Source organism: Acidovorax sp. Root70 (assembly GCF_001428225.1).
GTDB lineage: Bacteria > Pseudomonadota > Gammaproteobacteria > Burkholderiales > Burkholderiaceae_C > Acidovorax.
In genome coordinates, this window is record NZ_LMHQ01000001.1 from 158,215 (window position 1) to 181,208 (window position 22,994).

At 66.4% G+C, this 22,994-nt stretch carries 21 protein-coding genes and 1 tRNA gene; 6 read left to right on the forward strand and 16 right to left on the reverse strand.

Annotated elements, in window-relative coordinates; all coding sequences use genetic code 11:
* Nucleotides 1–19 precede the first annotated feature (19 nt).
* Nucleotides 20–94: transfer RNA gene (locus ASD94_RS00720), tRNA-Arg, on the forward strand.
* A gap of 98 nt (nt 95–192) precedes the next feature.
* Here ASD94_RS00720 and ASD94_RS00725 read toward each other — a convergent pair.
* The 3 genes from ASD94_RS00725 to ASD94_RS00735 all read right to left on the reverse strand — a co-directional run bounded on the left by ASD94_RS00725 (nt 193) and on the right by ASD94_RS00735 (nt 2,991).
* Nucleotides 193–1,170, reverse strand: a complete 978-nt coding sequence (locus ASD94_RS00725; protein ID WP_056637209.1) for a HEPN domain-containing protein — start codon at nt 1,168–1,170, stop codon at nt 193–195.
* A 353-nt stretch (nt 1,171–1,523) separates the two neighbouring features.
* The gene (locus tag ASD94_RS00730) at nt 1,524–1,919 is read right to left on the reverse strand and encodes a hypothetical protein (protein ID WP_056637645.1); all 396 of its coding nucleotides are present in this window, start codon (nt 1,917–1,919) and stop codon (nt 1,524–1,526) included.
* A gap of 169 nt (nt 1,920–2,088) precedes the next feature.
* Nucleotides 2,089–2,991 carry an EamA family transporter gene (locus tag ASD94_RS00735; RefSeq protein ID WP_056637211.1) on the reverse strand — a complete coding sequence of 301 codons (903 nt, stop codon included), beginning with the start codon at nt 2,989–2,991 and terminating at the stop codon, nt 2,089–2,091.
* 99 nt (nt 2,992–3,090) lie between these two features.
* Between ASD94_RS00735 and ASD94_RS00740 the strand changes: the two genes are divergently transcribed.
* Entirely contained in the window at nt 3,091–3,582 is a 492-nt protein-coding gene (locus ASD94_RS00740) for an Lrp/AsnC family transcriptional regulator (RefSeq protein WP_056637215.1), read from the forward strand.
* Between the two features lie 20 nt (nt 3,583–3,602).
* Here the strand turns inward: ASD94_RS00740 and ASD94_RS00745 are convergent, their stop codons facing one another.
* The 3 genes from ASD94_RS00745 to ASD94_RS00755 all read right to left on the reverse strand — a co-directional run bounded on the left by ASD94_RS00745 (nt 3,603) and on the right by ASD94_RS00755 (nt 6,831).
* The gene (locus tag ASD94_RS00745) at nt 3,603–4,595 is read right to left on the reverse strand and encodes a 2-dehydropantoate 2-reductase (protein WP_056637218.1); all 993 of its coding nucleotides are present in this window, start codon (nt 4,593–4,595) and stop codon (nt 3,603–3,605) included.
* Between the two features lie 227 nt (nt 4,596–4,822).
* A complete protein-coding gene (locus tag ASD94_RS00750) occupies nt 4,823–6,172 on the reverse strand; it encodes an ATP-binding protein (protein WP_056637646.1) in 1,350 nt (449 codons plus the stop codon).
* The gene (locus ASD94_RS00755) at nt 6,172–6,831 is read right to left on the reverse strand and encodes a response regulator transcription factor (RefSeq protein WP_056637222.1); all 660 of its coding nucleotides are present in this window, start codon (nt 6,829–6,831) and stop codon (nt 6,172–6,174) included. Before ASD94_RS00755 ends, ASD94_RS00750 begins: the two co-directional genes overlap by 1 nt.
* Before the next feature lie 203 nt (nt 6,832–7,034).
* On the opposite strand from ASD94_RS00755, the gene ASD94_RS00760 reads away from it, so the two are divergent.
* Nucleotides 7,035–8,078: an ABC transporter substrate-binding protein gene (locus tag ASD94_RS00760; RefSeq protein WP_015015553.1), complete on the forward strand. Its 1,044-nt coding sequence runs from the start codon at nt 7,035–7,037 to the stop codon at nt 8,076–8,078.
* 51 nt (nt 8,079–8,129) lie between these two features.
* On the opposite strand, the gene ASD94_RS00765 is transcribed toward ASD94_RS00760, so the two are convergent.
* A complete protein-coding gene (locus tag ASD94_RS00765; protein ID WP_056637225.1) occupies nt 8,130–9,653 on the reverse strand; it encodes a DegQ family serine endoprotease in 1,524 nt (507 codons plus the stop codon).
* Nucleotides 9,654–9,805: 152 nt separating this feature from the next.
* On the reverse strand, nt 9,806–10,585 hold the full coding sequence (locus ASD94_RS00770) for an SDR family NAD(P)-dependent oxidoreductase (protein WP_056637228.1): 780 nt from the start codon (nt 10,583–10,585) through the stop codon (nt 9,806–9,808).
* Nucleotides 10,586–10,722: 137 nt separating this feature from the next.
* Here ASD94_RS00770 and ASD94_RS00775 point away from each other — a divergent pair, with 137 nt between their 5' ends.
* A complete protein-coding gene (locus ASD94_RS00775; protein ID WP_200954169.1) occupies nt 10,723–11,670 on the forward strand; it encodes a LysR family transcriptional regulator in 948 nt (315 codons plus the stop codon).
* A gap of 67 nt (nt 11,671–11,737) precedes the next feature.
* On the opposite strand, the gene ASD94_RS00780 is transcribed toward ASD94_RS00775, so the two are convergent.
* The 8 genes from ASD94_RS00780 to ASD94_RS00815 form a co-directional block, all read right to left on the reverse strand.
* Nucleotides 11,738–12,892 (reverse strand): aldose epimerase family protein, encoded by a 1,155-nt coding sequence (locus ASD94_RS00780; RefSeq protein ID WP_056637231.1) that lies wholly within the window; start codon nt 12,890–12,892, stop codon nt 11,738–11,740.
* Between the two features lie 10 nt (nt 12,893–12,902).
* Complete coding sequence (locus ASD94_RS00785) at nt 12,903–13,853, reverse strand: DMT family transporter (protein WP_056637234.1); 951 nt, start codon at nt 13,851–13,853, stop codon at nt 12,903–12,905.
* An 82-nt stretch (nt 13,854–13,935) separates the two neighbouring features.
* Nucleotides 13,936–15,510, reverse strand: a complete 1,575-nt coding sequence (garD, locus tag ASD94_RS00790; protein WP_369818010.1) for a galactarate dehydratase — start codon at nt 15,508–15,510, stop codon at nt 13,936–13,938.
* A gap of 45 nt (nt 15,511–15,555) precedes the next feature.
* Nucleotides 15,556–16,848, reverse strand: coding sequence for a TRAP transporter large permease (locus ASD94_RS00795; protein WP_056637240.1), 1,293 nt, complete (start codon nt 16,846–16,848; stop codon nt 15,556–15,558).
* Between the two features lie 57 nt (nt 16,849–16,905).
* A complete protein-coding gene (locus tag ASD94_RS00800) occupies nt 16,906–17,394 on the reverse strand; it encodes a TRAP transporter small permease (protein WP_056637243.1) in 489 nt (162 codons plus the stop codon).
* A 71-nt stretch (nt 17,395–17,465) separates the two neighbouring features.
* A complete protein-coding gene (locus ASD94_RS00805) occupies nt 17,466–18,443 on the reverse strand; it encodes a TRAP transporter substrate-binding protein (protein WP_056637245.1) in 978 nt (325 codons plus the stop codon).
* Nucleotides 18,444–18,485: 42 nt separating this feature from the next.
* On the reverse strand, nt 18,486–19,367 hold the full coding sequence (locus ASD94_RS00810; protein WP_056637248.1) for an SMP-30/gluconolactonase/LRE family protein: 882 nt from the start codon (nt 19,365–19,367) through the stop codon (nt 18,486–18,488).
* Between the two features lie 8 nt (nt 19,368–19,375).
* Nucleotides 19,376–20,194 carry an NAD(P)-dependent oxidoreductase gene (locus ASD94_RS00815; RefSeq protein ID WP_056637251.1) on the reverse strand — a complete coding sequence of 273 codons (819 nt, stop codon included), beginning with the start codon at nt 20,192–20,194 and terminating at the stop codon, nt 19,376–19,378.
* A 122-nt stretch (nt 20,195–20,316) separates the two neighbouring features.
* Here ASD94_RS00815 and ASD94_RS00820 point away from each other — a divergent pair, with 122 nt between their 5' ends.
* Together ASD94_RS00820 and ASD94_RS00825 are read left to right on the forward strand one after the other, a co-directional pair.
* Nucleotides 20,317–21,045, forward strand: coding sequence for a FadR/GntR family transcriptional regulator (locus ASD94_RS00820; protein WP_056637252.1), 729 nt, complete (start codon nt 20,317–20,319; stop codon nt 21,043–21,045).
* A gap of 280 nt (nt 21,046–21,325) precedes the next feature.
* Nucleotides 21,326–22,765 (forward strand): aldehyde dehydrogenase family protein, encoded by a 1,440-nt coding sequence (locus ASD94_RS00825; protein WP_056637255.1) that lies wholly within the window; start codon nt 21,326–21,328, stop codon nt 22,763–22,765.
* Nucleotides 22,766–22,994 lie beyond the last annotated feature (229 nt).

Sequence of the window (22,994 nt, forward strand, 5' to 3'; positions counted from 1 at the left end):
ACAATGCGCGGCTGCCTTGCTCCTCGTAGTTCAATGGATAGAACGAGTGCCTCCTAAGCGCTAGATACAGGTTCGATCCCTGTCGAGGGGACCATAAGTCCTTGATTTCAAAAGAGAAATATTTCGACCGGGACAAAAATCGGGTCGCTCGTCCATGTACAACGCATGCGCATCAACAACATCGATGCGCAATCAGCAACTCTTCAAGTCACGAAACAACGCTGGCTCAGTCACGGCCTGCAGAATTAACTTCCGGACGACCGCACGGAGAAATCGGCAGACTGCTTTGTGGCTTTCAAGTACTTGTAACTCACCAGAAAACTCAAGCGCCGATCCATGCGCTACTTTGCTCCTGTAAGCATAGAGCTTAGAGACCACCTTTTTGAAGTCCATCCCTTCGGTCTGGGGCAGATGATCCTTGAGGACAAGGGGCTCGGCGAAACGATTCCCGAGCAGCGTCAACTTTTCCTTCAGTTGATGGCTTAACGAGTTCTCGGTGGTTTTATCCTGCTGAGTGGTCAGCAACATCTCGATGATTGAGAACAAACCGACGACGTATATTGGCATCCTCGCTGGTACACGCTTTAAATCCACGAAGTCCTGAATTGCCTTCTTAATGAATTGGTACGAAGGCTCATCCTGACTTTCAAAGGCGATGAGAAGCTGCCAAGCACGTTCAACACCTACGAGATCGGTTGAACCTATGTGACGTGTTTCCGCCACCAGATTTTCTTCAAGCCAATTCAAGATCGCGTGAGCGTTGACAGACCCCGACGGACGCTGAAGGGGAGAAGTCAGGGACATCAGCGGCGTGAGCCCAGGATCAGCAAGCTCCAGTGCATGTTCAAGCTGCAGGTCGAACCACCGACGCCAGTGCTGAACGATCCAATAGTGATGCTGCGAAGGATCAGCAATTGGCCTGATTTCAACCCCCTGGTCATTTGGGACTCCTTCAGACTCCCAAGGGTTGATGTGCAGCATGAGTCGTGTCTTTGTGTGGGGTTCCAAAATACGGCTTAGCTCAGCACGAACGTCAGAATGAGCGCGCATCAGTCTGGCCTCTGCACCGATCATCACAGGATCTTCAAGCCCACACAGATTGATCGACTCAGCCAGAAAAATGACACCGGGGCGATCCACCTCACCTGCGAAATCGGACAACTTCGACAAACTCGTCTCCGTTAATTGGTTGACTTCGATTCTGCCCTACGCCTTAGATTGAGCTGTCAACCTCTCCCCGCCGAGCGCAGCACAATCGCCCTAATAGACCGGGACAAAAAACGGGACAGGGACAAAGAATTAGGCTGAATTTGGCAGCACGGTTTATGCGCGCCTCGAAGAAAGAAGTGCGCCAAATTCGGTCACTTTCAGTGATTCTTAGGTTCGATTCCTGTCGAGGGACCAGCTTCATAGCCAAAATGGCCACAAGCGCTAGTGAAATATGCGCTGGCAGCTATCAAATTTGAAGCATCCGCACGCAATACGCGCACTGCCCCAATCAGCGCGTAGCCGCCTTGGCGGCCTTACTTCGAGTCCGTCTTGCCTGCTGGCCCTCGCGCAGACTGCGCAGGGTGATCGCCTTCCACAGCATCGGCCAAAGGCTCGTCCGGGCTGACCATGGTGCCCGCAGCGGCACCTCCCAGCGCACCGGCAATGCCGCCCAAGGTGCTGCCGACCACAACACCCACCGGGCCCGCAACGGCCACGCCCACGGCGGCACCGGCTGCGGCACCGGCCATCATGCCGCCGCCCATCAGGGCGGAGTGGGCTTCGCGCTCTGCGTCTTCAGGCTCCAGCGCGGTCTGGGCGCCGGTTCGGGGGTCTTGCGACGGAATGCCGTAGCCGGGGCGCGCTTGCTCGGCCAGGTCTTCGTCCACGGGTGCGGTGACCGCAGTGGAAGGGGTGGTAGAGGGAATCATGATGGGCTCCTTGGACATGGGACGACGGCGCCAAGGGGGTGCCGTCACAGTCCTTTTTTAGCCCTGCAACCCAACCGATCAAGCCAGCCTGCAGACCGCGCTGCTGTCAGGCAATGCGCCGTGCCACGGCACCGCCCGCTTGGCAGCACCGCTCCGCCAGCACGCACCTTCAGGCCGCTTGCGGCGCCGTGTGGGCGACAGCAGCGGGCCGCGCAGCCGTCATGGCACTGCCCATCGACGCGGCCATGATGCAGCCAATGGCCAGCCACTGCACCGCGCTCAGGTGCTCGCCCAGCAGCGCCATGGCCACCAGTGCTGCCACGGCGGGCTCCATGCTGATCATGATGCCGAAGGCCTCTTTGGGCAGGCGCTTCAGGGCCATCATCTCCAGCGAGATCGGGATGGCGCTGGACACCGCCGCCACCGCCACGCCAATGAGCAGCACTGTGGGCGACAGCAGCGCAGCGCCCGCATGCGCCACGCCCACGGGCACCACCACCAACGCGGCCACCAGCAGGCCCAGCGATACCGAATGCCCCGCGTGCAGGTGCCCGGCGCGCTTGCCGAACACGATGTACAGCCCCCAGAAAACGGCCGCGCCCAGAGCGTAGAAGACGCCCACTGGATCCAGCGTGCTGCCGTTGAGCCCCAGCGGCAGCAGCATGCCCAGGCCGGCGATGGCCAGCGCCACCCACACAAAATCCACCGCGCGGCGCGATGACCAGATGGCCACCGCCAGCGGCCCCGCGAACTCGATGGCCACTGCCAGGCCAAACGGCAGGGTGCGCAGCGACATGTAGAACATGAGGTTCATGCCGCCCAGCGCCGCGCCGTACAGCATGACGGCCCGCGCGTCCTTGCGCGACAAGTGCCAACGCCAGGGCCGCCACAGCAGCAACACCAGCAGTGCCGAAAAGCCCACGCGCACGGTGGTGGTGCCCTGCGCCCCCACCACCGGGAACAGCCAGTGCTTGGCCCATGAGGTACCAATGCCCAGGGCAGTGACGGAGCCCAGTACGGCCAGGAAGGGGAAGAAGCGGTGCAGAAGAGAACGGAGAGGGGAAGCGCTCATGGGCTGAAAATATAGTGCGACCCCAGCGTGCTTTTGGCTCGAATTTCGGGGCTTGCGCGCAACTTTCGCTCACCCTGAGACCCTGTTCCGAGGAGACCCATGACCACTCCGGCAGCACTTGACCGCTTTGACCTCGCGATCCTCGACATCCTGCAGGCCGACAACACCACGCCCCAGCGCGCGATTGCGCAAGCCGTCAACCTGTCGGCGCCTGCGGTGCAGCGGCGCATTCAGCGGCTCAAGGACAGCGGCGTGATCCGCGCCAACGTGGCCGTGCTGGACCCGGTGAAGGTAGGCAAGCCGCTGACCATCATGTTAGAGGTGCACCTGGACAACGAGCGCCCCGACCGCACCGCCCCGCTGCGCGCGCGCATTGCGGCCGAAGACGCGGTGCAGCAGTGCTACAGCGTGACGGGCGAGGCAGACTACCTGCTGGTGGTGAATGTGGCGTCGATGGCGGACTACGAGGCGCTGACGCGGCGGCTGTTTGAGGGGGACGACAACATCAAGCGCTTTCGGACCTCGGTGGCGCTGGCCAGCCTCAAAACCGGGCTGCGCGTGCCGCTGGACAGCGCAGCAACCGTGGCCTGATCACGAAGCCACAGCCGCAATCACAGCCCCAGAACCTGGCGCAACTGTTTGCCCGTGAGGCGCTGGCGCGGCCCGCCCAGCAGCTCGCACATGCGCGCATTGAGCGGCGCTGCCATGCCCAGTGCCGCCGCCAGCCGCACCACGGCGCCGCACAGCGCGTCGATCTCCGTCACGCGCCCGGCTTCCAGGTCGTCCCACATCGACGAGCGGGCCGTGGCGTCGATCTGCAGCATGCGCTTGGCCAGCCGGGTGAACAGCCAGTTGGGCAGGCGCAGCACATGGGGCAGCAGCGTGGGCGACACGGCAGTGACCTGGGCGGGGGTGATGCCCGCGCGCGCCATCACGCGCAGCGCCTCGGTCTGCAGCGCGGCAAAGACGCGGCGGCAGTCGCGGTCCAGCAGCTCTTGTCGCAGGGGCAGGTCGGACAGCGCGTTGACCGGGTTGTTGAGGTTGAGCAGCAGCTTGCCCCACTGCACGGCGCGGATGTCTGGCGGCAGCGTGGTGGCCAGGCCGGCGGCATTGAACAGCGGAGCGATGCGCTCGGTGACCGCGTCACGCTGCAGCTGCAAATGGCCTGCGGTGGCGCGGTGTACGTGCGCGCCACGCAGCACCACGTTGTAGGGCACCATGCCAGCCAGCACGTTCAGGCCGGGCGCCAGGGCTGCGATGCGGGCCACGTTGTCCACGCCGTTTTGCAGCGAGATCACCGGCGTGCCGGGCGCACAGGCCGCCGCCAGCTCGCGCGCGGCCGACTCGGTGGCACCGCTTTTGACGCACAGCAGGATGACGCTGTCGGCACTGGGCGCAGCATCGGCCAGCGTGGGGGCCAGTTGCAATGAGGACGCGGGCACGGTGCGGTCAAAGCCGTCCAGGTCGGTGACCTTCAGGCCGTGCAGCGCGATGGGCTCCAGCGCATGCGGGCGGCCCACCAGGCACACGGGCTGGCCGTGCGCGGCCAGGCGCCCACCCACATAACAACCAATGGCGCCTGCGCCCAAAACGATGAAGTTCATGCCGATGCGTGTGTGCTGAGGTGGAAGTGGGTGCAGGCAGATCGGGAACTGACACAGCCTGCGCGCTACCCCCGCATTGTGCGGGGCAGGCCTCTGGCGGCGTGGCGCACACGTGACGAGGCGTTTTGAAGCACTCTGCGGGTGCTTTTGAGGGATTTTTGGCTGGTAGCGCTAGTGCAATATGCCTGACCAGCTATCCAATTAATAGCAATCAGTCATCACACAGCTCAAGGCTTGGCGGCCGCAAACCGAACAGTCACCCGCAAGCCGCCCAGGCGCGGCGAGCTGTCCAGCGCCACGGTGGCGCCATGGCCCTGTGCAATGGCCTGCACGATGGCCAGGCCCAGGCCGCTGCCGGGGGCACCGTCGGCGGTGACGCGCACAAACCGCTGCATGGCCCGCTCACGGTGCTCGGAGGCGATGCCGGGGCCGCTGTCTTCCACGGTGAGCACGGCGTGGTCGCCCTCGCGGCGCACCTGCAGGTCCACCTGGCCGCCGGGAGGGCTGTATTTGATGGCGTTGTCCAGCAGATTGCGGGCCAGCATGCGCAGGGCCTCGGCGTTGCCGGTAACGGTGGCAGCGTCAGAGTCCAGCAGGCCCACATCCATGCTGCGCGCCTGGGCGGCGGGGGCCACATCGGCCAGCGCCAGCTGCGCCGTGGCGCGCAGGTCCACAGGGTCATTCACGGCCGTGCTGGCCTCTTGCCGCGCCAGGGTGAGCAGCTGCTCGACCAGCCGCGTGGCGCGCTCGATGCCGGCCGACAGGCGTTCGACGGCGGCCGCCCGCGCGGCATCGTCGCCCGCACGCTGCAGGCCTTGCAGTTGCAGGCGCAGTGCGGCCAGGGGGGAGCGCAGCTCGTGCGCGGCGTCGGCCACAAAATGCTGCTGGGCCTCGAACGCGTGCTGCACACGCTCGAACAGCAGGTTGAGTTCGCTCACCAGCGGCTGCACCTCATCGGGCAGCTGCGCATCGCTCACGGGGGAGAGGTCGTCGGCCTGGCGCTTTGCCAGCTGGCGGCGCACGCGCTCCACCGGGGCCAGCGACCGGCTCACGCCCCACCACACGGCCAGCACCAGCAGCGGCGCCATGATGGCCAGCGGCGCCAGCGTGCGCAGTGCCAGGCTACGGGCCATGTCGCGCCGCGCGGCCATGTTCTGCGCCACCTGGATGACCTGCGAGCGGGTCTGCATCGAGAACACCCGGTAGGTGCCGCCGCGCGCCTGCACGTTGGTGAAGCCCAGCACGGCAATCTGCGGCAGGGCGGCGCCCACGGCGGATTCAAAAATGCGCAGGCCCTCGTTGGTCCACACCTGCACGATGAATTCGTGGTTTTCGTCCTCCGGGTCCAGCCCGGGGCCCAGGCCCTGGGCATCCACCGGCAGGCCCGAGCGCAGGGCCAGCGCGGTCTGCTGCATGTGGTAGTCGAACAGCGCATCGGCTTCTTCCAACGCGCCCCGGTAGGCCAGTGCGCCCTGCACCGCCCCGGCCAGCACGATGGCCGCGAGCAGAAAAACCAGCAGCCGCATGCGCAAGGAGCGCGGGAGCAGGGCGTGAAAGCTGCGAGAGATTTTTTCCATCACATCTTCGGTACCAGATACCCGACACCCCGCACGTTCAGCACCAGCTCAGGCCCCAGCTTCTTGCGCAGGCCGTGGATATAGACCTCCACCGCGTTGCTGCTCACCTCGTCGCCCCAGCCGTAGAGCTTGTCCTCCAGCTGCTGGCGCGACAGCACCATGCCGGGCCGCGCAATGAGCGGTTCCAGCACCGCCCATTCGCGCCCCGATAGCACCACCGGTGTGCCTCGCACCGTCACCTCGCGCGTGGCGGGGTTGATGCTGACGCCCTGGTGCTCGTACACCGGCTCGGCCCGGCCCGCTGCGCGGCGCAGCAGGGCGCGGATGCGGGCCAGCAGCTCGTCCAGGTCGTAGGGCTTGAGCACGTAGTCGTCGGCCCCGGCATCCAGCCCCTCGATGCGCTGCGCCACGGCATCGCGCGCGGTGGTCACAAGCACGGGGGTGCGGTTCTTGCGGGCGCGCAGGTCGCGCAGCACGGCCAGGCCGTCGCGTTTGGGCAGGCCCAGGTCCAGCAGCACCAGGTCGTACGCCTGGGTGCGCAAGGCCGTGTCGGCTGCATCGCCATCGCGCGCCCAGTCCACCGCGTACTGCTCGGCGCGCAGCAGGTCCAGCACGGCTTCGCCGATCATGGAATCGTCTTCAACAAGCAGCAGGCGCATGGCAAGGGGGCAGAAAGGTCGGTCAGTCAGGAGTGCAGGAAAAGGGCTGGCTGCCAAGGATAGCGGCGGCACGGCCGCTGACGCAGCACCGGGCTGAAAGAACGACTTAAATTTGACACATCACTGTCACAATGAAAGCGCCACGCGCACACCGCCCGCCCCAGGGGCCGGGCCATTACGACAAAAGACAAGGAGCAAGACCGATGGCAATTCCAATCACATTTCCCCCTCTCCACCACGTTGCTGCGGCCGTTGCGCTGGCGGCACTGTCTGCCACGGGCGCCCAGGCGCAGGGTGTGGTCAACGCGCTGTGCAGCACCGACGCGCCCTGGTGCGAAGCAGCTGCCAAGGAATTCACCCGCAAGACGGGCATCAAGGTGAACCAGGCCCACAAGGGCACGGGCGAGATTGCCGCGCAGCTGCGCGCCGAGGCCAACAACCCCAAGACCGACATCTGGTGGGGCGGCACGGGCGACCCCTTCTTGCAGGCGGCCGAGCAGGGCCTGCTGGCCGAATACCGCCCCGCGTATCTGCACGACCTGCACAGCTGGAGCGTGCGCCAGTACGCCATGTCGGGCCACCAGGTGGGGGGCTTTTACAGCTCGGCCATCGGCTTTGGCTACAACACCGAAACGCTCAAGAAGAAAAAGCTGCCTGAGCCGCAGTGCTGGTCCGACGTGATCAAGCCCGCCTACAAAGGCGAGGTCGAAATCTCGCACCCCGCCTCCAGCGGCACGGCCTACACCGTGATTGCAGGGCTGGTGCAATTGATGGGCGAAGACAAGGCGTTCGACTACCTCAAGGCGCTGCACAAGAACACCACCACCTACACCCGCAGCGGCCAGGCGCAGGCGCCCAATGTGGCCAAGGGCGAGGTGGGTGTGGGCATCACCTTCATGTTCAACTTTGAAAAATGGAAGGCCGACAAGTACCCGGTGAAAACCCAGGCGCCTTGTGAAGGCACCAGCTACGAGGTGGGCGGCATTGCGCTGGTCAAGGGCGCGCGCAACATGGACAACGCCAAAAAATATTACGACTGGCTGATGAGCCCCGAAGGCCAGGCCGTGGGCGCCCAGGTGGGCAGCTACCAGGTGCCCGCCAACAAGACCTTCAAGATGGACCCGCGCATCCCGACGCTGGACAACGTGAAGCTCATAAAATACGACTTCGAGAAATACGGCAAGGCCGCCGAGCGCCGGCGCCTGATCGACCGCTGGACAAAGGAAGTGGAGCCCCTGCCGCGCTGATGCGCAGCGCCCGCCGCAGGCCCCCAACCGACGGCGGGCGCAGGCCATGGATCAGCCCAGGCGCACGGGCACAAAGATCTTGTCGCCGTCGCGCTCAATCAGCAGCGCCACCGACTTGCCCGCCTTGGCCATGGCGGCACGCACCTGCGTGATGTCCTTGATGGGCGCGCCATTGATGGCCAGCAGCACGTCGCCCGGCTGCACGCCGGCCGCAGCGGCGGGGCCGCGCGCCTGCTCGATGACCAGGCCTTCATTCAAGCCCGCCGCGCGCCGCTCCTGCGGGTCCAGCGGGCGCAATGACAGACCCAGTTGGCCCTTGCCCACGGCGTCATCGTTGCGCGCCTGCTTGATTGCCTTGTCGCTGGCGTCGCCCAGGGTGGCAGTCAGCTCCAGCGGCTTGCCCTGGCGCCACACCGACAACTTGGCCTGCTGGCCCGGCTGCGCCTGGCCCACCCAGGCGGGCAGGTCGCCCGAAGCGACGATGGGCTGGCCGTCCACCTGGCGGATCACGTCGCCCGCCTGCAGGCCGGCCTTCTCGGCCGGGCTGCCCTTGCTGACGCTGGCCACCAGTGCGCCTTCGGGCTTGTCGAGGTTGAACGACTCGGCAAACGCCTGGTTCACCTCCTGCACGGCCACGCCCAGCTGGGCGTGGCGCACCTTGCCGGTGGCAACGATCTGGTCCTTGATCTTGGCGGCCAACTCGATGGGGATGGAGAACGACACGCCCTGGTAGCCGCCCGAGCGGCTGTAGATTTGCGAATTGATGCCCACCACCTCGCCGCGCGCGTTGAACAGCGGTCCGCCCGAGTTGCCGGGGTTCACCGCCACATCGGTCTGGATGAAGGGCACCAGGCTGTCGTCGGGCAGCGACCGGCCCTTGGCACTGACTACGCCGGCCGTCACGCTGTTTTCAAAGCCAAAGGGTGAGCCGATGGCCAGCACCCATTCACCCACCTGCAGGTCGCGGGTGCTGCCCAGGCGCACGGTGGGCAGGTTCTTGGCGTCAATCTTGAGCACCGCCACATCGGTCTTAGGGTCGGAGCCCAGCACCTTGGCGCGGAACTCGCGCCGGTCGGTGAGCTTGACGATGACTTCGCTGGCACCCTTGACCACATGGGCGTTGGTCAGCACCAAGCCATCGGGGCTGACGATGAAGCCCGAGCCCTGGCCGTGCGTGGGCACGTTGGGCTGGGCCTGCGGCCCCATGCCGCCCGGAAAGCCGAACTGCCGGAAGAACTGGTAGAACGGATCGTTCGGGTCCATCTGCGGCGCCCGGCCCTGGCGCGCGGCGGGCTGGCCCTCGTCTTCGCCGTCGTCATCGGCCACCGCGGCCTTGGTGCTGCCTGTCACGCTGATGTTGACCACTGCCGGGCCGTTTTGCGCAGTGATCTGCGCGAAGCTGGGCAAGGCCCCGCCAGGGGCGGCGGGCGTCTGGGCCACGATGGCGGGGGGCGGGGTCAGGGCGCGGGCCTGGTGCCCGGTGATGAGGCCTGCGCCCGTGGCACCCACCGCACCGGCGGCCACCAGGGCCAGGATGAGGCGGCGGGGGGTAGATGTGAGCGTTGTCGTGTTCATGGTGTGGTGCCTTTGCCATCGGAGTTGCGATGGAGGGCAGTGTGGGCACCAACACTTAGACGAAACTTAGACCCCGATGGCCCCCGGCGCCCGGCGCCCCCGCCAGGCCACACCACCGCCACCGCCACCGCCACCCCCAGCTTGGCGCCGCATCACAGGAACATGCCGCCCGATGCTTCGATGCGCTGCGCGTTCACCCAGCGTGTGGCGGGCTGCAGCAGCGCTGCAACCAAGGGGCCGATGTCCTCGGTCACGCCCACGCGGCCCAGCGCGGTCTGGCTGGCGACAAAGGCGTTGAGCTGTGCGTTGTCGCGCACGGCGCCGCCGCCAAAATCCGTCTCGATGGCGCCCGGAGCCACCACGTTCACGGCGATGCCGCGCGGTCCCAGCTCCTTGGCAAGGTAGCGGCTGAGCACCTCGATGGCGCCCTTCATCGCCGCGTAGGCCGCATAGCCTGGCAGGGCGAAGCGAGCCAGGCCCGACGACAGGTTGAGGATGCGGCCGCCGTCATTCATCAACGGCAGCAGGCGCTGCGTGAGGAAGAACACGCCCTTCAGGTGCACATTGACCAGCGCGTCGAACTGCGCCTCGGTGGTCTCGGCAAAGGGTGCGTGCACGCCCATGCCCGCGTTGTTGACCAGAAAGTCCAGACGATCACGCTGCCAGCCGGACTGCAGGGACTGCGACAGCCGGCCGGCAAACGCCTCGAAGCTGCTGACGTCGCCCACATCGAGCGGCAGCGCCACGGCGCGGCGGCCCAGGGTTTCGATCTCGGCCACCACCGCCTGGGCCTCGGCGGCCTGCTGGCGGTAGGTCAGCACCACATCGATGCCGCTCTTCGCAGCCGCCAGCGCGGCGCTGCGGCCCAGGCCCCGGCTGCCGCCGGTGATGAGAACGATGGGGGTGGAGTGAGTGTTGGCGGGTGCGGTCATGGCAAGGTCCTCGGTGTGGGGCTTGGGCGCCTGCCGCAGGGTGCGGCGGGCATGGGGAGAACTTTATTGACTCCCAAGAAAAACATAAACCATGCAAAATTGAATTGATTGTTCAAACCAAACAACCAATCCAAGCCATGAACCCCCTGGACCGCATGCAGATCTTTGCCCACGTGGCCGAACTGGCCAGCTTCACGCAGGCGGCCCAGGTGCTGGGCATCCCCAAGGCCAATGCCTCGCTGGCCGTCCAGCAACTGGAGGCGCAGCTGGGCACGCGCCTGCTGCACCGCACGACGCGGCGCGTGCAGCTGACGCAGGACGGGCAGGTGTACTACGAGCGCTGCAAGGACCTGCTGGACGACGTGGAGGAGCTGCAGACCCTGTTCGCCCACCCCGAGGGCGCCGACCTGCGCGGGCGCGTGCGCATCGACATGTCCACCGGCATCGCGCGCCAGCTGGTGCTGCCGCGCCTGCCCGAGCTGCTGCAGCGCCACGCGCAGCTGCAGGTGGAGCTGAGCAGCACCGACCGCCGCGTGGATCTGGTGCGCGAGGGTTTTGACTGCGTGATCCGCGTGGGGCCGGTGGCCGAGCCCGGCCTGGTGGCGCGCCCGCTGGGCGTGGTGCGCGTGGCCACCTGCGCCAGCCCCGACTACCTGGCGAAGAAGGGCACGCCCCGCACGCTGGCAGACCTGGCGCAGCACGACCTGGTGCACTACGTGAGCACGCTGGGCACGCGCTCGGCGGGGTTCGAGACCGCAGAGGCGGGTGGCGCGCCCCAGTTTCACGCGATGGGCGGGCGCGTCACCGTCAACAGCGCCGAGGCCTACCTGGGTGCCTGCGCCGCCGGGCTGGGGCTGATCCAGGCACCGCTGCTGGGCGTGCGCGAGCTGATCGACAAGGGGCTGCTGGTGGAGGTGCTGCAGGACCACCCTGCCCCGCCCATGCCCGTGACGCTGCTGTACGCCCACCGGCGCCACCTGCCGCAACGCGTGCGCGTGGTGATGGACTGGCTGGCTGCCGTGGTACGGGACCACCTCCTGCGTGAAGCCGCTGCAATCCAGCAAGTCACGCTATCAATTGAGTAGCTACCAGCGCTTGTGAAACAAGCACCAGGTGCCAAAACCTTCCAAAATCAAACGCTCGGTAAAAGAATCAGCCGGTGAAGCGATAGACGATGGCCCCGCGCACCACCTCGCCCGGCTGCCACCAGCGGGCTTTGAAGCCGGGGTGGTTGGGCGCGTCGGGGTATTCCATCGGCTCCAGACAGAGGCCGTCGCCTGGCTGCCACTGCCAGGGCGCACCGGGTGTACCGATGGCGCTGCGCCCGCTGTCGCGCAGCGGGTCGGCCTTGAGGCCGTGGCCGGCGTACACCTGCACGCCCGGCGCGGTGGTCCACACCTGCAAGGCGCGTCTGCTGGCTGGGTCGCTGAGCAGCGCTGCCGGGCGCAGGCCTGCGGGCGTGGTGGGCAGCGCTGGTGCCAGTGGCGGCAGCGACCCGGCGGGCTGCGCACCGCGGTGCACATCGCCGCCGACATCGCCCAACACCAGATAGTGGTCCAGCCCGCCTGCGCGCTCCAGTTGTTCACTGCGTTGCGCCACCGCATCGCCCACCCGGCGGGGCTGCTGGAAGTCGAACGGCGTGCCCTGCACCGACTCCAACACGCCGGTGGGGCAAACGTCGGCCGCCAGCGGCACGTAGCGGCTGGCGGGCACCTGCAGCACATGGCCATGCGTGCTCCCCGCCCCGGCCAGGTTGAAGAAGGCGTGGCCGGTGATGTTGACCACGGTCGGCGCATCGGCCACCTCGGCGGTCCAGGCCATGTACAGCGCGTTGTCGGGCGCCACGGCCAGGTCCAGCGTCAGCCGCACCGTGCCGGGCACGCTGTCGTCCTGCGTGCGAAAGATGTGCTGCAGGCGCAGTGCATCGGGCCGCACCTCGGTCACCGTGAACACCTGGAACCGGCTGCCCAGCGGGCCGCCGTGGTGGTGGTGCGGGCCGCTGTTGGTGGGTAGTTGCAGCACCGCACCATCGGGCAGCGCAAGCTGTCCGTGGCGCAGCCGGCCGGCCCAGCGGCCGATGAGGGCGCCCATCGACAGTTGCCCATCCAGGTAGCCCTGCAGGCTGTCGTAGCCCAGCGCAACATCCACCAGGCCGCCCTGCCCGTCGGGCATCGCCACCTGCACCAGGCGGGCGCCGTAGTTGCTCACCGCCACCTGCAACCCGCCGGCGCCGCGCAGGGTGTACAGGTCGGTGGGCTGACCGTTGAGTGTTTGCCTAAAAGCGTCGCGCGAAAGGGAATAAGCCATGGCCGCCAGTTTATTTGGCGGCGGGCGATGCGGCAGGCTGAGTGGCAGGCGCATCGCGCGTCACCAGCCAGATGCCGGCGCACACCAGCACCAGGGCCAGCAGATTCTTCCACTCCCACAGCGCCTCGCCCAAAAACAGCGCCGACAGCGCGGCACCGAAGACCGGCACGGTGAAGTTGAACACCGTGATCTGGCTCACCCGGTTGTGCTTGAGCAAGATGCTCCAGAGCGAAAACGCGGCCGACGACAGCAGCGCCAGGTACACCAGCAGCACGGTCGAGCCCGGCGTGAAGCCTGTGAGCGAGCCCCCCAGCGCCCAGCCGATGGCCAGCAGCGCCACGCCGCCCAGTCCCAGCTGCCAGCCCGTCATCACTACCGAGTCCATGCGCTGTGACACCTGCTTGCCGTAGATGCTGGCCGCGGCCAGCACCAAGGCGGCGATCACCACGAAGCCCTCGCCCAGCAGCGTGAAGTCCAGGTCCAGCGTGCCACGCCCCAGGTTCACCACCATCACGCCCGCAAAACCCACCAGGCAGCCCCAGAGCTTGGCATGGCTCAGGCGGTCGTTGTGATAGACCCAGTGCGCCAGCAGCACGCTGAAGAAGGTGCCCGTGGCGTTCATGATCGAGCCCTTGACGCCCGTGGTGTGCGCCAGGCCCACGTAGAAGAAAACATACTGCAGCGTGGTCTGCGCCAGGCCTAGCACCACCAGCTGGCGCCCGGCCCCGGGCCCCAACCCCCAGATGGCCTTGCGTGTGGCCACGGCCCAGGCCAGCAGGATCAGGCCCGCGCCCAAAAAACGCCAGCCCGCAAACACCAGCTGGGTGGGGATGTCGTCGCGGGCAATGCCGAACCAGGCGTAGCCGGTCTTGATGGCGGGGTACGAGCTGCCCCAGAGCAGGCAGCACAGCAGCGCGAGCGCCACGACGACCTTGCGGTCAGAAAATCGGGAAGGTCCCATGCGAAGCAGTCTTTCAAGGACAACAGCCCTTGCAGGCAAGGGCTGTTGAAGGGGGAACACAAAGGGCGGTAGCCCCGGCGGTTCAGGTGACGGGTGCAGGGTTGAACAGCACCAGCGCGTTGTGCAGCTTCCACTGCTCGGCCCAGGTCTTCTTGCGCCCACTGGCCACATCGAGCAGTAGGTGGAACATCTCCCAGCCCAGGTCTTCAATGGTGGCCTCGCCATCGGCGATCTTGCCGGCGTTGATGTCCATGAGGTCATGCCAGCGGCGCGCCAGGTCAGTGCGCGTGGCTACCTTGACCACGGGGCATTCGGCCAGGCCGTAGGGCGTGCCCCGGCCGGTGGTGAACACGTGCAGGTTCATGCCCGCGGCCAGTTGCAGCGTGCCGCAAATGAAGTCGCTCGCGGGTGTGGCGGCGTACACCAGGCCGCGCTGGTCGCTGCGCAGCTTCTCGCCCGGTGCCAGCACGTGTGCAATGGGCGCGGTGCCGCTCTTGATGATGGAGCCCATGGCCTTTTCGGCAATGTTGGACAGCCCGCCCGCCTTGTTGCCCGGCGTGGTGTTGGCCGCGCGGTCTACGCGGCCCCGGTCCAGATAGCGGTCGTACCAGCCCAGCTCGCGCACGATAGCGTCAGCCACTTCGGGCGTGGCGGCGCGGCTGGTGAGCTGCTCCACGGCGTCGCGCACCTCGGTGTTCTCGCTGAACATCACTGTGGCCCCGGCACGCACCAGCAGGTCGGCGCAAAAGCCCACGGCCGGGTTGGCGGTGACGCCGGAGAACGCGTCGCTGCCACCGCACTGCACGCCCAGCACCAGCTCGCTGGCTGGGACTGTCTCGCGGCGGCGCGCGTTCAGGCGCTCCAGGTGGGGACGCGCGCTTTGCACGATGTGGTCGAGCATGGACATGAAGCCCACATGTTCGTCGGCCTGCAAGCACACCGTCTCGGGGCCCAGCGCCGCATCGCGCTCGTCGGTGATGGGGAAGCTGCCCGGGGGCAGCAGGCGGTCAGGCTGCAGCTTTTCGCAGCCCAGGCTGACCACCATGACCTCGCCCCCAAAGTTGGGGTTGAGACTGATGTTGCGCAGCGTGCGGATGGGAATGATGGCATCGGGCGCATCAATCGCCACGCCGCATCCGTAGGTGTGCTCCAGGCCGATCACATCGTCTACATGGGGGTACAGAGGCAGCAGCTCGGCCTTGATACGGCGCACGGCCTGCGCCACCACACCGGCCACGCACTGCACGGTGGTGGTGATGGCCAGGATGTTGCGCGTGCCCACGGAGCCGTCGGCGTTGCGGTAGCCCTCGAAGGTATAGCCCGTGAGGGGTTCGAGCACCGGTGGCTTCACGGTGGCCATGGGCAGGCCTTCGAGCGCGCGGGCTGATGGAATCTGCAGCAGGCGCTCGTGCACCCAGCTGCCGGCCGGGATGGCCTTGAGCGCATAACCGATGGGCACGTTGTAGCGTCGCACCACATCGCCCTCGGCAAGGTCCTGCAGCGCCACCTTGTGGCCCTGGGGCACCTTGTCGCGCAGCGCAATGCCTGCGCCCGGCACGCCCGGGGGCAGCACCGTGCCGGCGGGCAGGCCACCGTCGTTGGCGACGATGGCGACGTTGTCGTCCGCATGCATGCGGATGGTGAGGGGTTCTCGCATCGGATCGTTCACTTCATGTCCACTTCATGTGCTGCACGGCCGTGCTCAGCCACCCGCCTTCAGCACCAGGTCCGGCAGCCACATCGAAAACTGGGGCACGTAGGTCACCAGCATCAGTGCCACGATGAGCGCACTGTAGAACGGCCAGATGGTCTTCATCACCTCGCCCACGGAGATACCGCCGATGGTGCAGCCAATGAACTGCGTGGTGCCCACGGGCGGCGTGTTCAGGCCCAGCGCGCAGTTGATGAGCATGACGATGCCGAACTGCTCGGTGCTCATGCCGAACTGCTGGCAGATGGGCAGAAAGATGGGCGTGCAGATGAGGATGGTGGCCGCCATGTCGAGGAAGGTGCCCAGCACGAACAGGATGATGTTGACCGACAGGAAGATCACCCAGGGCGAGGTGCTCATGGACTTGAGCGCATCGCCTGTGAGCTCTGCCACGCCGTACAGGCCGATGAGGTAGCCAAACATCGACGAGATGCCGATGAGCAGCAGCACCGTGCCCGTGGTCTTGACGGCTTTGGACGCGGCCTTGAGGAACTGCTCGCGCGTGAGCTTCTTGTAGACGAACACCGAAAGGATCAACGCCCACAGCACCGCCACCGACGCCGACTCGGTGGCCGTGAACGCCCCCGACAAGATGCCCGCAATGATGATGGCCACCACGGCCAGGCCGGGGACGGAGGCGCGGAACGAGATCCACACGATCTCCCAGCCGGGGAAGGTGCCGGCGGGGTAGCCGCGCTTGACGGCCACGAAGTAGGCGGCAGCCAGGTTGCAGATGGTGAGCAGCAGGGCGGGCACGATGCCAGCGAGGATCAGCGCGGCAATGCTCACCTTGCCGCCAGCGGCCAGCGTGAAGATGATGAGGTTGTGCGAGGTGGGCATGAGCGCGCCCACCAGCGAGGCGTGGGTGGTCACGTTCACCGCGTAGTCGGCGTGGTAGCCCTCTTTCTTCATCTGCGGGATGAGCACGGCACCCATGGCCGACACGTCAGCCACGGGCGAGCCCGAGACGCCGCCGAACAGCGTGCAGGCGAGCACGTTGCTCATGCCCAGGCCGCCGCGCACATGGCCCGCCACGCTCTTGGCGAAGTTGACGATGCGGTCGGCAATGCCGCCGTACATCATGATTTCGCCGGCAAAGATGAAGAACGGAATCGCCAGGAACGAGAACGGGTTCATACCCGAAATCATCTGCTGGAAGCCCACGGCCAGCGGCAGGCCTTCGTAGAGGATGGTGGCCAGCGAGGACAGGCCGATCGAAAAGGCCACGGGCACGCCCAGCAGCAGCAGCAGCGTGAAGCTCACGCACAGGATGGTCAACGCCATGATGGTGGAATCTTTGTAAGACGTTAGGGTGCGGAAAAGAGGCTCAGGGGCTGGAAATCAATGCCAGGCAGGCTCGACTTCAACGCCACGCAGGATGGCGAGGATGTGTTCCAGCGAGAACATGGCCACCAGCACGCCGGCCATGGCGGGCGGCACGTACTTGAAGGCTTCGGAGATGCCCAGCGTGGGGATCTTGTAGGGCGCCACGGATTCAGCCAGCACGCCGCAGTTCCAGGCCATGACGATGCCGAACAGCAGCACCAGCGCATGGATCAGCAATTCGAGCTTGGTGCGCAGCCCGTCGGGCGCCAGCACCAGGAAGGATTCGAGGCCGATGTGGCCCGCGTCACGCACACCCACGGCCATGCCCAGCATGGTCACGTACAGCACCAGCAGCACGGCGCCGCTCTCGGCCCAGGTGGGGGTGTCGTTGAAGATGTAGCGGCCGATGACCTGGTAGAGCACGGCACAGACCAGCAGGACGAGCCCCCCCACGCCGAGCTGCAGGCAGGTGCGCGCGATGAAGGCGCAAAGTCGCGTGTACATAGAGAACATTCAGAGGACAAAAAATAGAACCTGCCGCAGCGCACACGGCCCTGCGGCAGGGACCGCCAGGATCACTTCACCGCGTCGATGCGCTTGACCATGTCCTGGAGCTTGGGGTCCTTCAGGAACTTGTCGTACACCGGCTTCATGGCCGCCTTGAAGGGCGCCTTGTCCACTTCCACGATGTCAGCGCCACCAGCCTTGACGACGGCCAGCGACTTCTCCTCCCGCTCGTCCCAGAGCTTGCGCATGTACACCACCGACTCCTTCGCGGCTGCGCGGATCGCCTTTTGCTCGTCGGCGCTCAGCTTGTCCCACACGCGCTTGCTGAACAACAGAATCTCGGGCGCCATGGAGTGCTCGGTCTTGTTGAAGTACTTGGCCACTTCGAAGTGACGCGAGCTTTCGTAGCTGGGGTAGTTGTTCTCGGCGGCGTCCACCAGGCCCGTCTTGAGTGCGGTGTAGACCTCACCGAACGGCATGGGGGTGGCGTTGGCGCCCATGGCTTCGAGCAGCGAGACCCACAGGTCGCTCTGCTGCACACGCACCTTCAAGCCCTTGACGTCGGCCAGGGTCTTGATGGGCTTCTTGACGGTGTAGATCGAGCGTGCGCCGGAGTCATAGAACGCCAGGCCCACAAAGCCCTGCGATTCGCAGTCCTTCAGGATCTCGTCGCCAATGGCGCCGTCCAGCACCTTGCGCATGTGCTCCTTGTCGCGGAACAGAAACGGCATGGTGGGCACCATGGTGGCGGGGCAAATGTTATTCATGGGCGCGACGTTCACGCGCGTCATGGCAATGGCGCCCAGCTTGGTCTGCTCGATAGTGTCCTTCTCAATGCCCAGCGAGCCCTTGGCGTAGACCTTGATGCTGTGCTTGCCGCCGGTGGCCTTGGACAGCGTCTCACCCATGTGGCGCACGGCCAGCACGGTGGGGTAGTCCTCGGGGTGGATGTCGGACGAGCGGAACTCGGTGGCCTGAGCGGCCAGGCTGCCGAGCAGGATGCCGGCGGCGATGGCCACGCGGCCAAAGAGGTGTGGAACGTTCATGGTGCTTTGTCTCCGGGGTTGAATGGGGTTGGCGCGCCGCGCTCACGCGGGCTGGTACGGGGCTTCTGTGAGCCCTTGGGCGCCCGGGCGGGTCACGAAGACCGCGCCACCGTGGGCTGCATCGTTGCCCTGCGGCTGGCCGGGGCGGATGGAGGTGATGAACAGCAGGTCCATGCCGGGCCCGCCAAAACTGCACATCGAGGGCTTGCTGACCGGCACGGGCAGCGAGCGGTCCAGCACGCCCGATGGCGTGAAGCGATGCACCAAGCCCGCGTCGTTGGCGCAGATCCAGTAGCAACCGTCGGTGTCGATGGCAGCGCCGTCGGGCCGGCCTGGCAGCTCGCGCATGTCCACGAACTCGCGGCGCGGCCCCAGGCTGCCGTCGTCGTGCAGGTCCAGCGACCAGATCTTCTGCACGCTGGGGTGGCTGTCGCTGAGGTACATGGTGGCGCCATCGGGGCTGAAGGCCAAGCCGTTCTGGGTGACCAGGCCCTGGACCAGCGGCGCCGAAAGGCCGCGCGCGTCCTGCCGGTACAGGCCGCCCGCAGGCTGGGCCAGCGACATGTCGCGCACCATGGTGCCGGCCCAGAAGCGCCCTTGGCGGTCACATCGCCCGTCGTTGAAGCGCATGCCGGCTTGCGGGTGCTGCACGGCAGAGATAAGGGTGCAAGCCAGGGTGCCGTCATCGGCAGGCTGCAGGTGGAAGACGCCGGTGTCCATGCCAGCAATGAGCCCGCCGCTCGCATGCAGCGCAATACAGGCCAGCCGCTCCGGGGTCGTCCAGCTCGTCAGTTGCCGGTCGGCCCAGCGCAGGCGGCGCAGCGCGCGGCCTTCAATGTCCACCCAATACAGCGCCTGCTCGGCAGGGCTCCACAGCGGGCTTTCGCCCACCTGGTCCTGGTGGTGAGACAGCAAGAGTTCCATGGACTCGGTCACTCGAACGGACCGGTGCGCACAAACGGCCCGCCCTGGTAGATCACGGCCGGGTCGGTCAGGTCGGGCTGCGGGTCTGCGGCCTCCACCTTGGCACGGAAGGGCTCGGAGCTGTCTTGCGGGCGGTAGCCGATGTGACGGGCGAGTGTGTTGTCCCACCAGGTGGTGGTGTTGTCGCCCATGCCATAGATGATGCTGTGGCCTACCACTGGTGCCGTGAGGCTGGCCACCACCAGGCGCTCCAGGTCGTCGTAGCTCATCCACGTGGCCAGCATGCGACGGTTGCGCGGCTCGGGGAAGGAGGAGCCGATGCGCAGGCACACGGTTTCGATGCCGTAGCGGTCAAAGTAGAAGCGCGAGAGGTCCTCGCCAAACGCCTTGGACAGGCCATACAGGCCATCGGGCCGCGCCGGGTCGCGCAGGCCCACCACTTCGTCCTGGCGGTAAAAGCCGGTCACATGGTTGGAGCTGGCAAACACCACGCGCTTGACGCCTTGCTTGCGAACGGCCTCATAGAGGTTGTACGCCCCCACGATGTTGGCCTGCAGGATGGGGTCCCAGGGCTGCTCGGTGGACACGCCCCCCAGGTGCACCACGGCGTCCACACCTTCGAGCAGCGGTAGCATGGCGCTGGCGTCTTCCAGCCGCGCGGGGCGCAGTTCTTCGCCGGGCGCCTCGCTGCCCAGGTCTGCGATGTCGGACAGGCGCAAGGTGGTGCAGTACGCCTTCAGGCGCGTGCGCAGCTCACGCCCCAAGCCCCCGGCGGCTCCGGTCAGTAACAAACGCTGGAAACGGATCGGTGTCGGGTGACAGGGCATGGCTTTTGTGAAGGTTCTTGGTACAGTGGCGTTACAAGCGGTTGAACGTCATCAGTTGTCATACAACGAAGAGGCAATGTACTCCTTTCAACCCCGCCAATACATAGGGATAACACCAAGAGATGAGCACCGACATCGCCCCCCGCCGCAAGCCCCGCACCCTGGCCCTGGAGCTGGTGGACTCGTTGGGCGACCGCATCCGCGACGGCCGTCTGGGGCTGGGCGACAAGCTGCCCACCGAGGCGGCCATCATGGCCGAGTTCAATGTCAGCCGCACCGTGGTGCGCGAGGCCATTTCCAAGCTGCAGGCCTCGGGACTGGTGGAGACGCGGCACGGCATCGGCACGTTTGTGCTGGGCCTGGGGCAGGCCCCGGGTTTCAAGATCACGCCCGACCAGTTCAGCACGCTGCGTGACGTGATTGCCGTGCTGGAGCTGCGCATTGGCGTCGAGACCGAGGCAGCCGCTCTGGCTGCGCTGCGCCGCACCGAGGCCAACCTGAAAGTGATGCGAGAGGCGCTGGACGCTGTGGCCGCCGCCGTGGACGCGGGGCGGGACGCCGTGGCCTCGGACTTCCAGTTCCACCTTGAAATCGCACGCGCCACGCAAAACAGCCATTTCGCCGAGCTGATGGGCACGCTGGGCAGCATGATTATTCCGCGCGCACGCCTGGCCGCCATGGACTCAGCCAACGATGAGCGGCGGCAGTATCTGCGGCGGGTCAACGGGGAGCACGAGAGCATCTACGACGCCATCGTCGGCCAAGACCCGGACGCCGCCCGCGCCGCCATGCGCACCCACCTGGCCAACAGCCGCGAGCGCCGCCGGCGCGCGCAGGCCGAGGCCAGCTGACGCAGAAGGCCCGTGCCGGTACCACCCACCCTGCGCGCCCGCCTGCTGCCCCGTGGGCCGCGCAGGCGTGCAGTGGTCCCATGAGTAATTACCCGCAGTACCCAAGATCTCACTTATGTTGTACGATGACATACAACAATGAACCTGCAGTGGCCGAACCCCGGCGCACGGCGCTTGCCTGGATGGCAGCCGTCTGCGGCGAGCAGTTCTCTCAGCGAAATGATCCCGGCACCGGGGCTTTGATTCGACTTTTCTCAACCACCCACACACCTACACAGCCATGCATGCAAACCTGATCGCCGGCAACTGGACCGAAGGCGTCCGCACCTACCAGAACACCAACCCGTCCGACACGCGCGACGTGATCGGCGACTACGCCGTGGCCAGCCGCGAGCAGGCGCTGGAGGCTGTCTCGGCCGCCCACGCGGCCTTCCCGGCCTGGAGCCTGTCCACGCCCCAGCAGCGCTTTGACATCCTCGACGCGGTGGGCAACGAAATCATCGCGCGCAAGGCCGAGCTGGGCGACCTGCTGGCCCGTGAGGAAGGCAAGACCCTGCCCGAAGCCATCGGCGAAGTGGGCCGCGCGGCCGCCATCTTCAAGTTCTTTGCGGGCGAAGCGCTGCGCCCCGGCGGCGAAATGATTCCGTCCGTGCGCCCCGGCGTGAGCATCGAGATCACACGCGAGCCCCTGGGCGTGATCGGCATCATCACGCCGTGGAACTTCCCCATCGCCATCCCGGCCTGGAAGATCGCCCCGGCCCTGGCCTACGGCAACACGGTGGTGTTCAAGCCCGCCGAAGTGGTGCCGGGCTCTGCCTGGGCACTGGCCGACATCCTGCACCGCGCGGGCCTGCCCGCCGGTGTGTTCAACCTGGTGATGGGTCGCGGCTCCGATGTGGGCGCCGTGCTGCTGGAAGACGAGCGCATTGCGGGCGTGAGCTTTACCGGCTCCGTTGGTACGGGCCAGCGCGTGGCCGCCGCCTGCGTGCCGCGCGGCGCCAAGGTGCAGCTGGAGATGGGCGGCAAGAACCCGTTTGTGGTGCTGGACGACGCCGACCTGAATGTGGCCGTGGGCGCGGCCATCAACAGCGGCTTCTTCTCCACCGGCCAGCGCTGCACGGCCAGCAGCCGCGTGATCGTGACCGAAGGCATCCACGACCGTTTCGTGGCCGCCATGGTCGAGAAGATGAAGACCCTGAAGGTGGATGATGCGCGCAAGGCCGGCACCGACATCGGCCCCGTGGTGGACGACCGCCAACTGGCGCAAGACCTGGAATACATCGGCATCGGCCAGCAGGAGGGCGCCAAGCTGGCCTTTGGCGGCGAAGCCCTGGAGAAGAACGCCGATGGTGCGCCCGGCTTCTACCTGCGCCCTGCCCTGTTCACCGAGACCACACCCGGCATGCGCATCAACCGCGAAGAGATCTTCGGCCCCGTGGTGAGCGTGCAGCGCGCCAAGAACTATGAGGAAGCGCTGGCCCTGGCCAACGACACGCCCTTTGGCCTGGCCAGCGGCATTGCCACCACCAGCCTCAAGCACGCCACGCACTTCAAACGCCACGCCCAGGCTGGCATGGTGATGGTGAACCTGCCCACGGCGGGTGTGGACTACCACGTGCCGTTTGGCGGCCGCAAGAGCAGCAGCTACGGCCCGCGCGAGCAGGGGCGCTACGCGGCGGAGTTCTACACCACGGTGAAGACCGCGTATACCCAGGCTTGATTGGTGCGGGGCTGGTCCAAGACCCTACCCCTGAGTAGCTGCCGGAGCGCGAGCGAAGCCCGGCGTTGCCGCCACGGCCTGCACGCCTCCCGCGCACAGGATTGAAGTAAAACTGGCCGAAGGCGCATGTGAATCATGCGCTTACAGCTATATTTTGTATAGCAAACACAACCACGCCGCCGTCCCCGGCAGACACAAGGGGGCTCATTGTCTGTGGGAACTGGCGGCC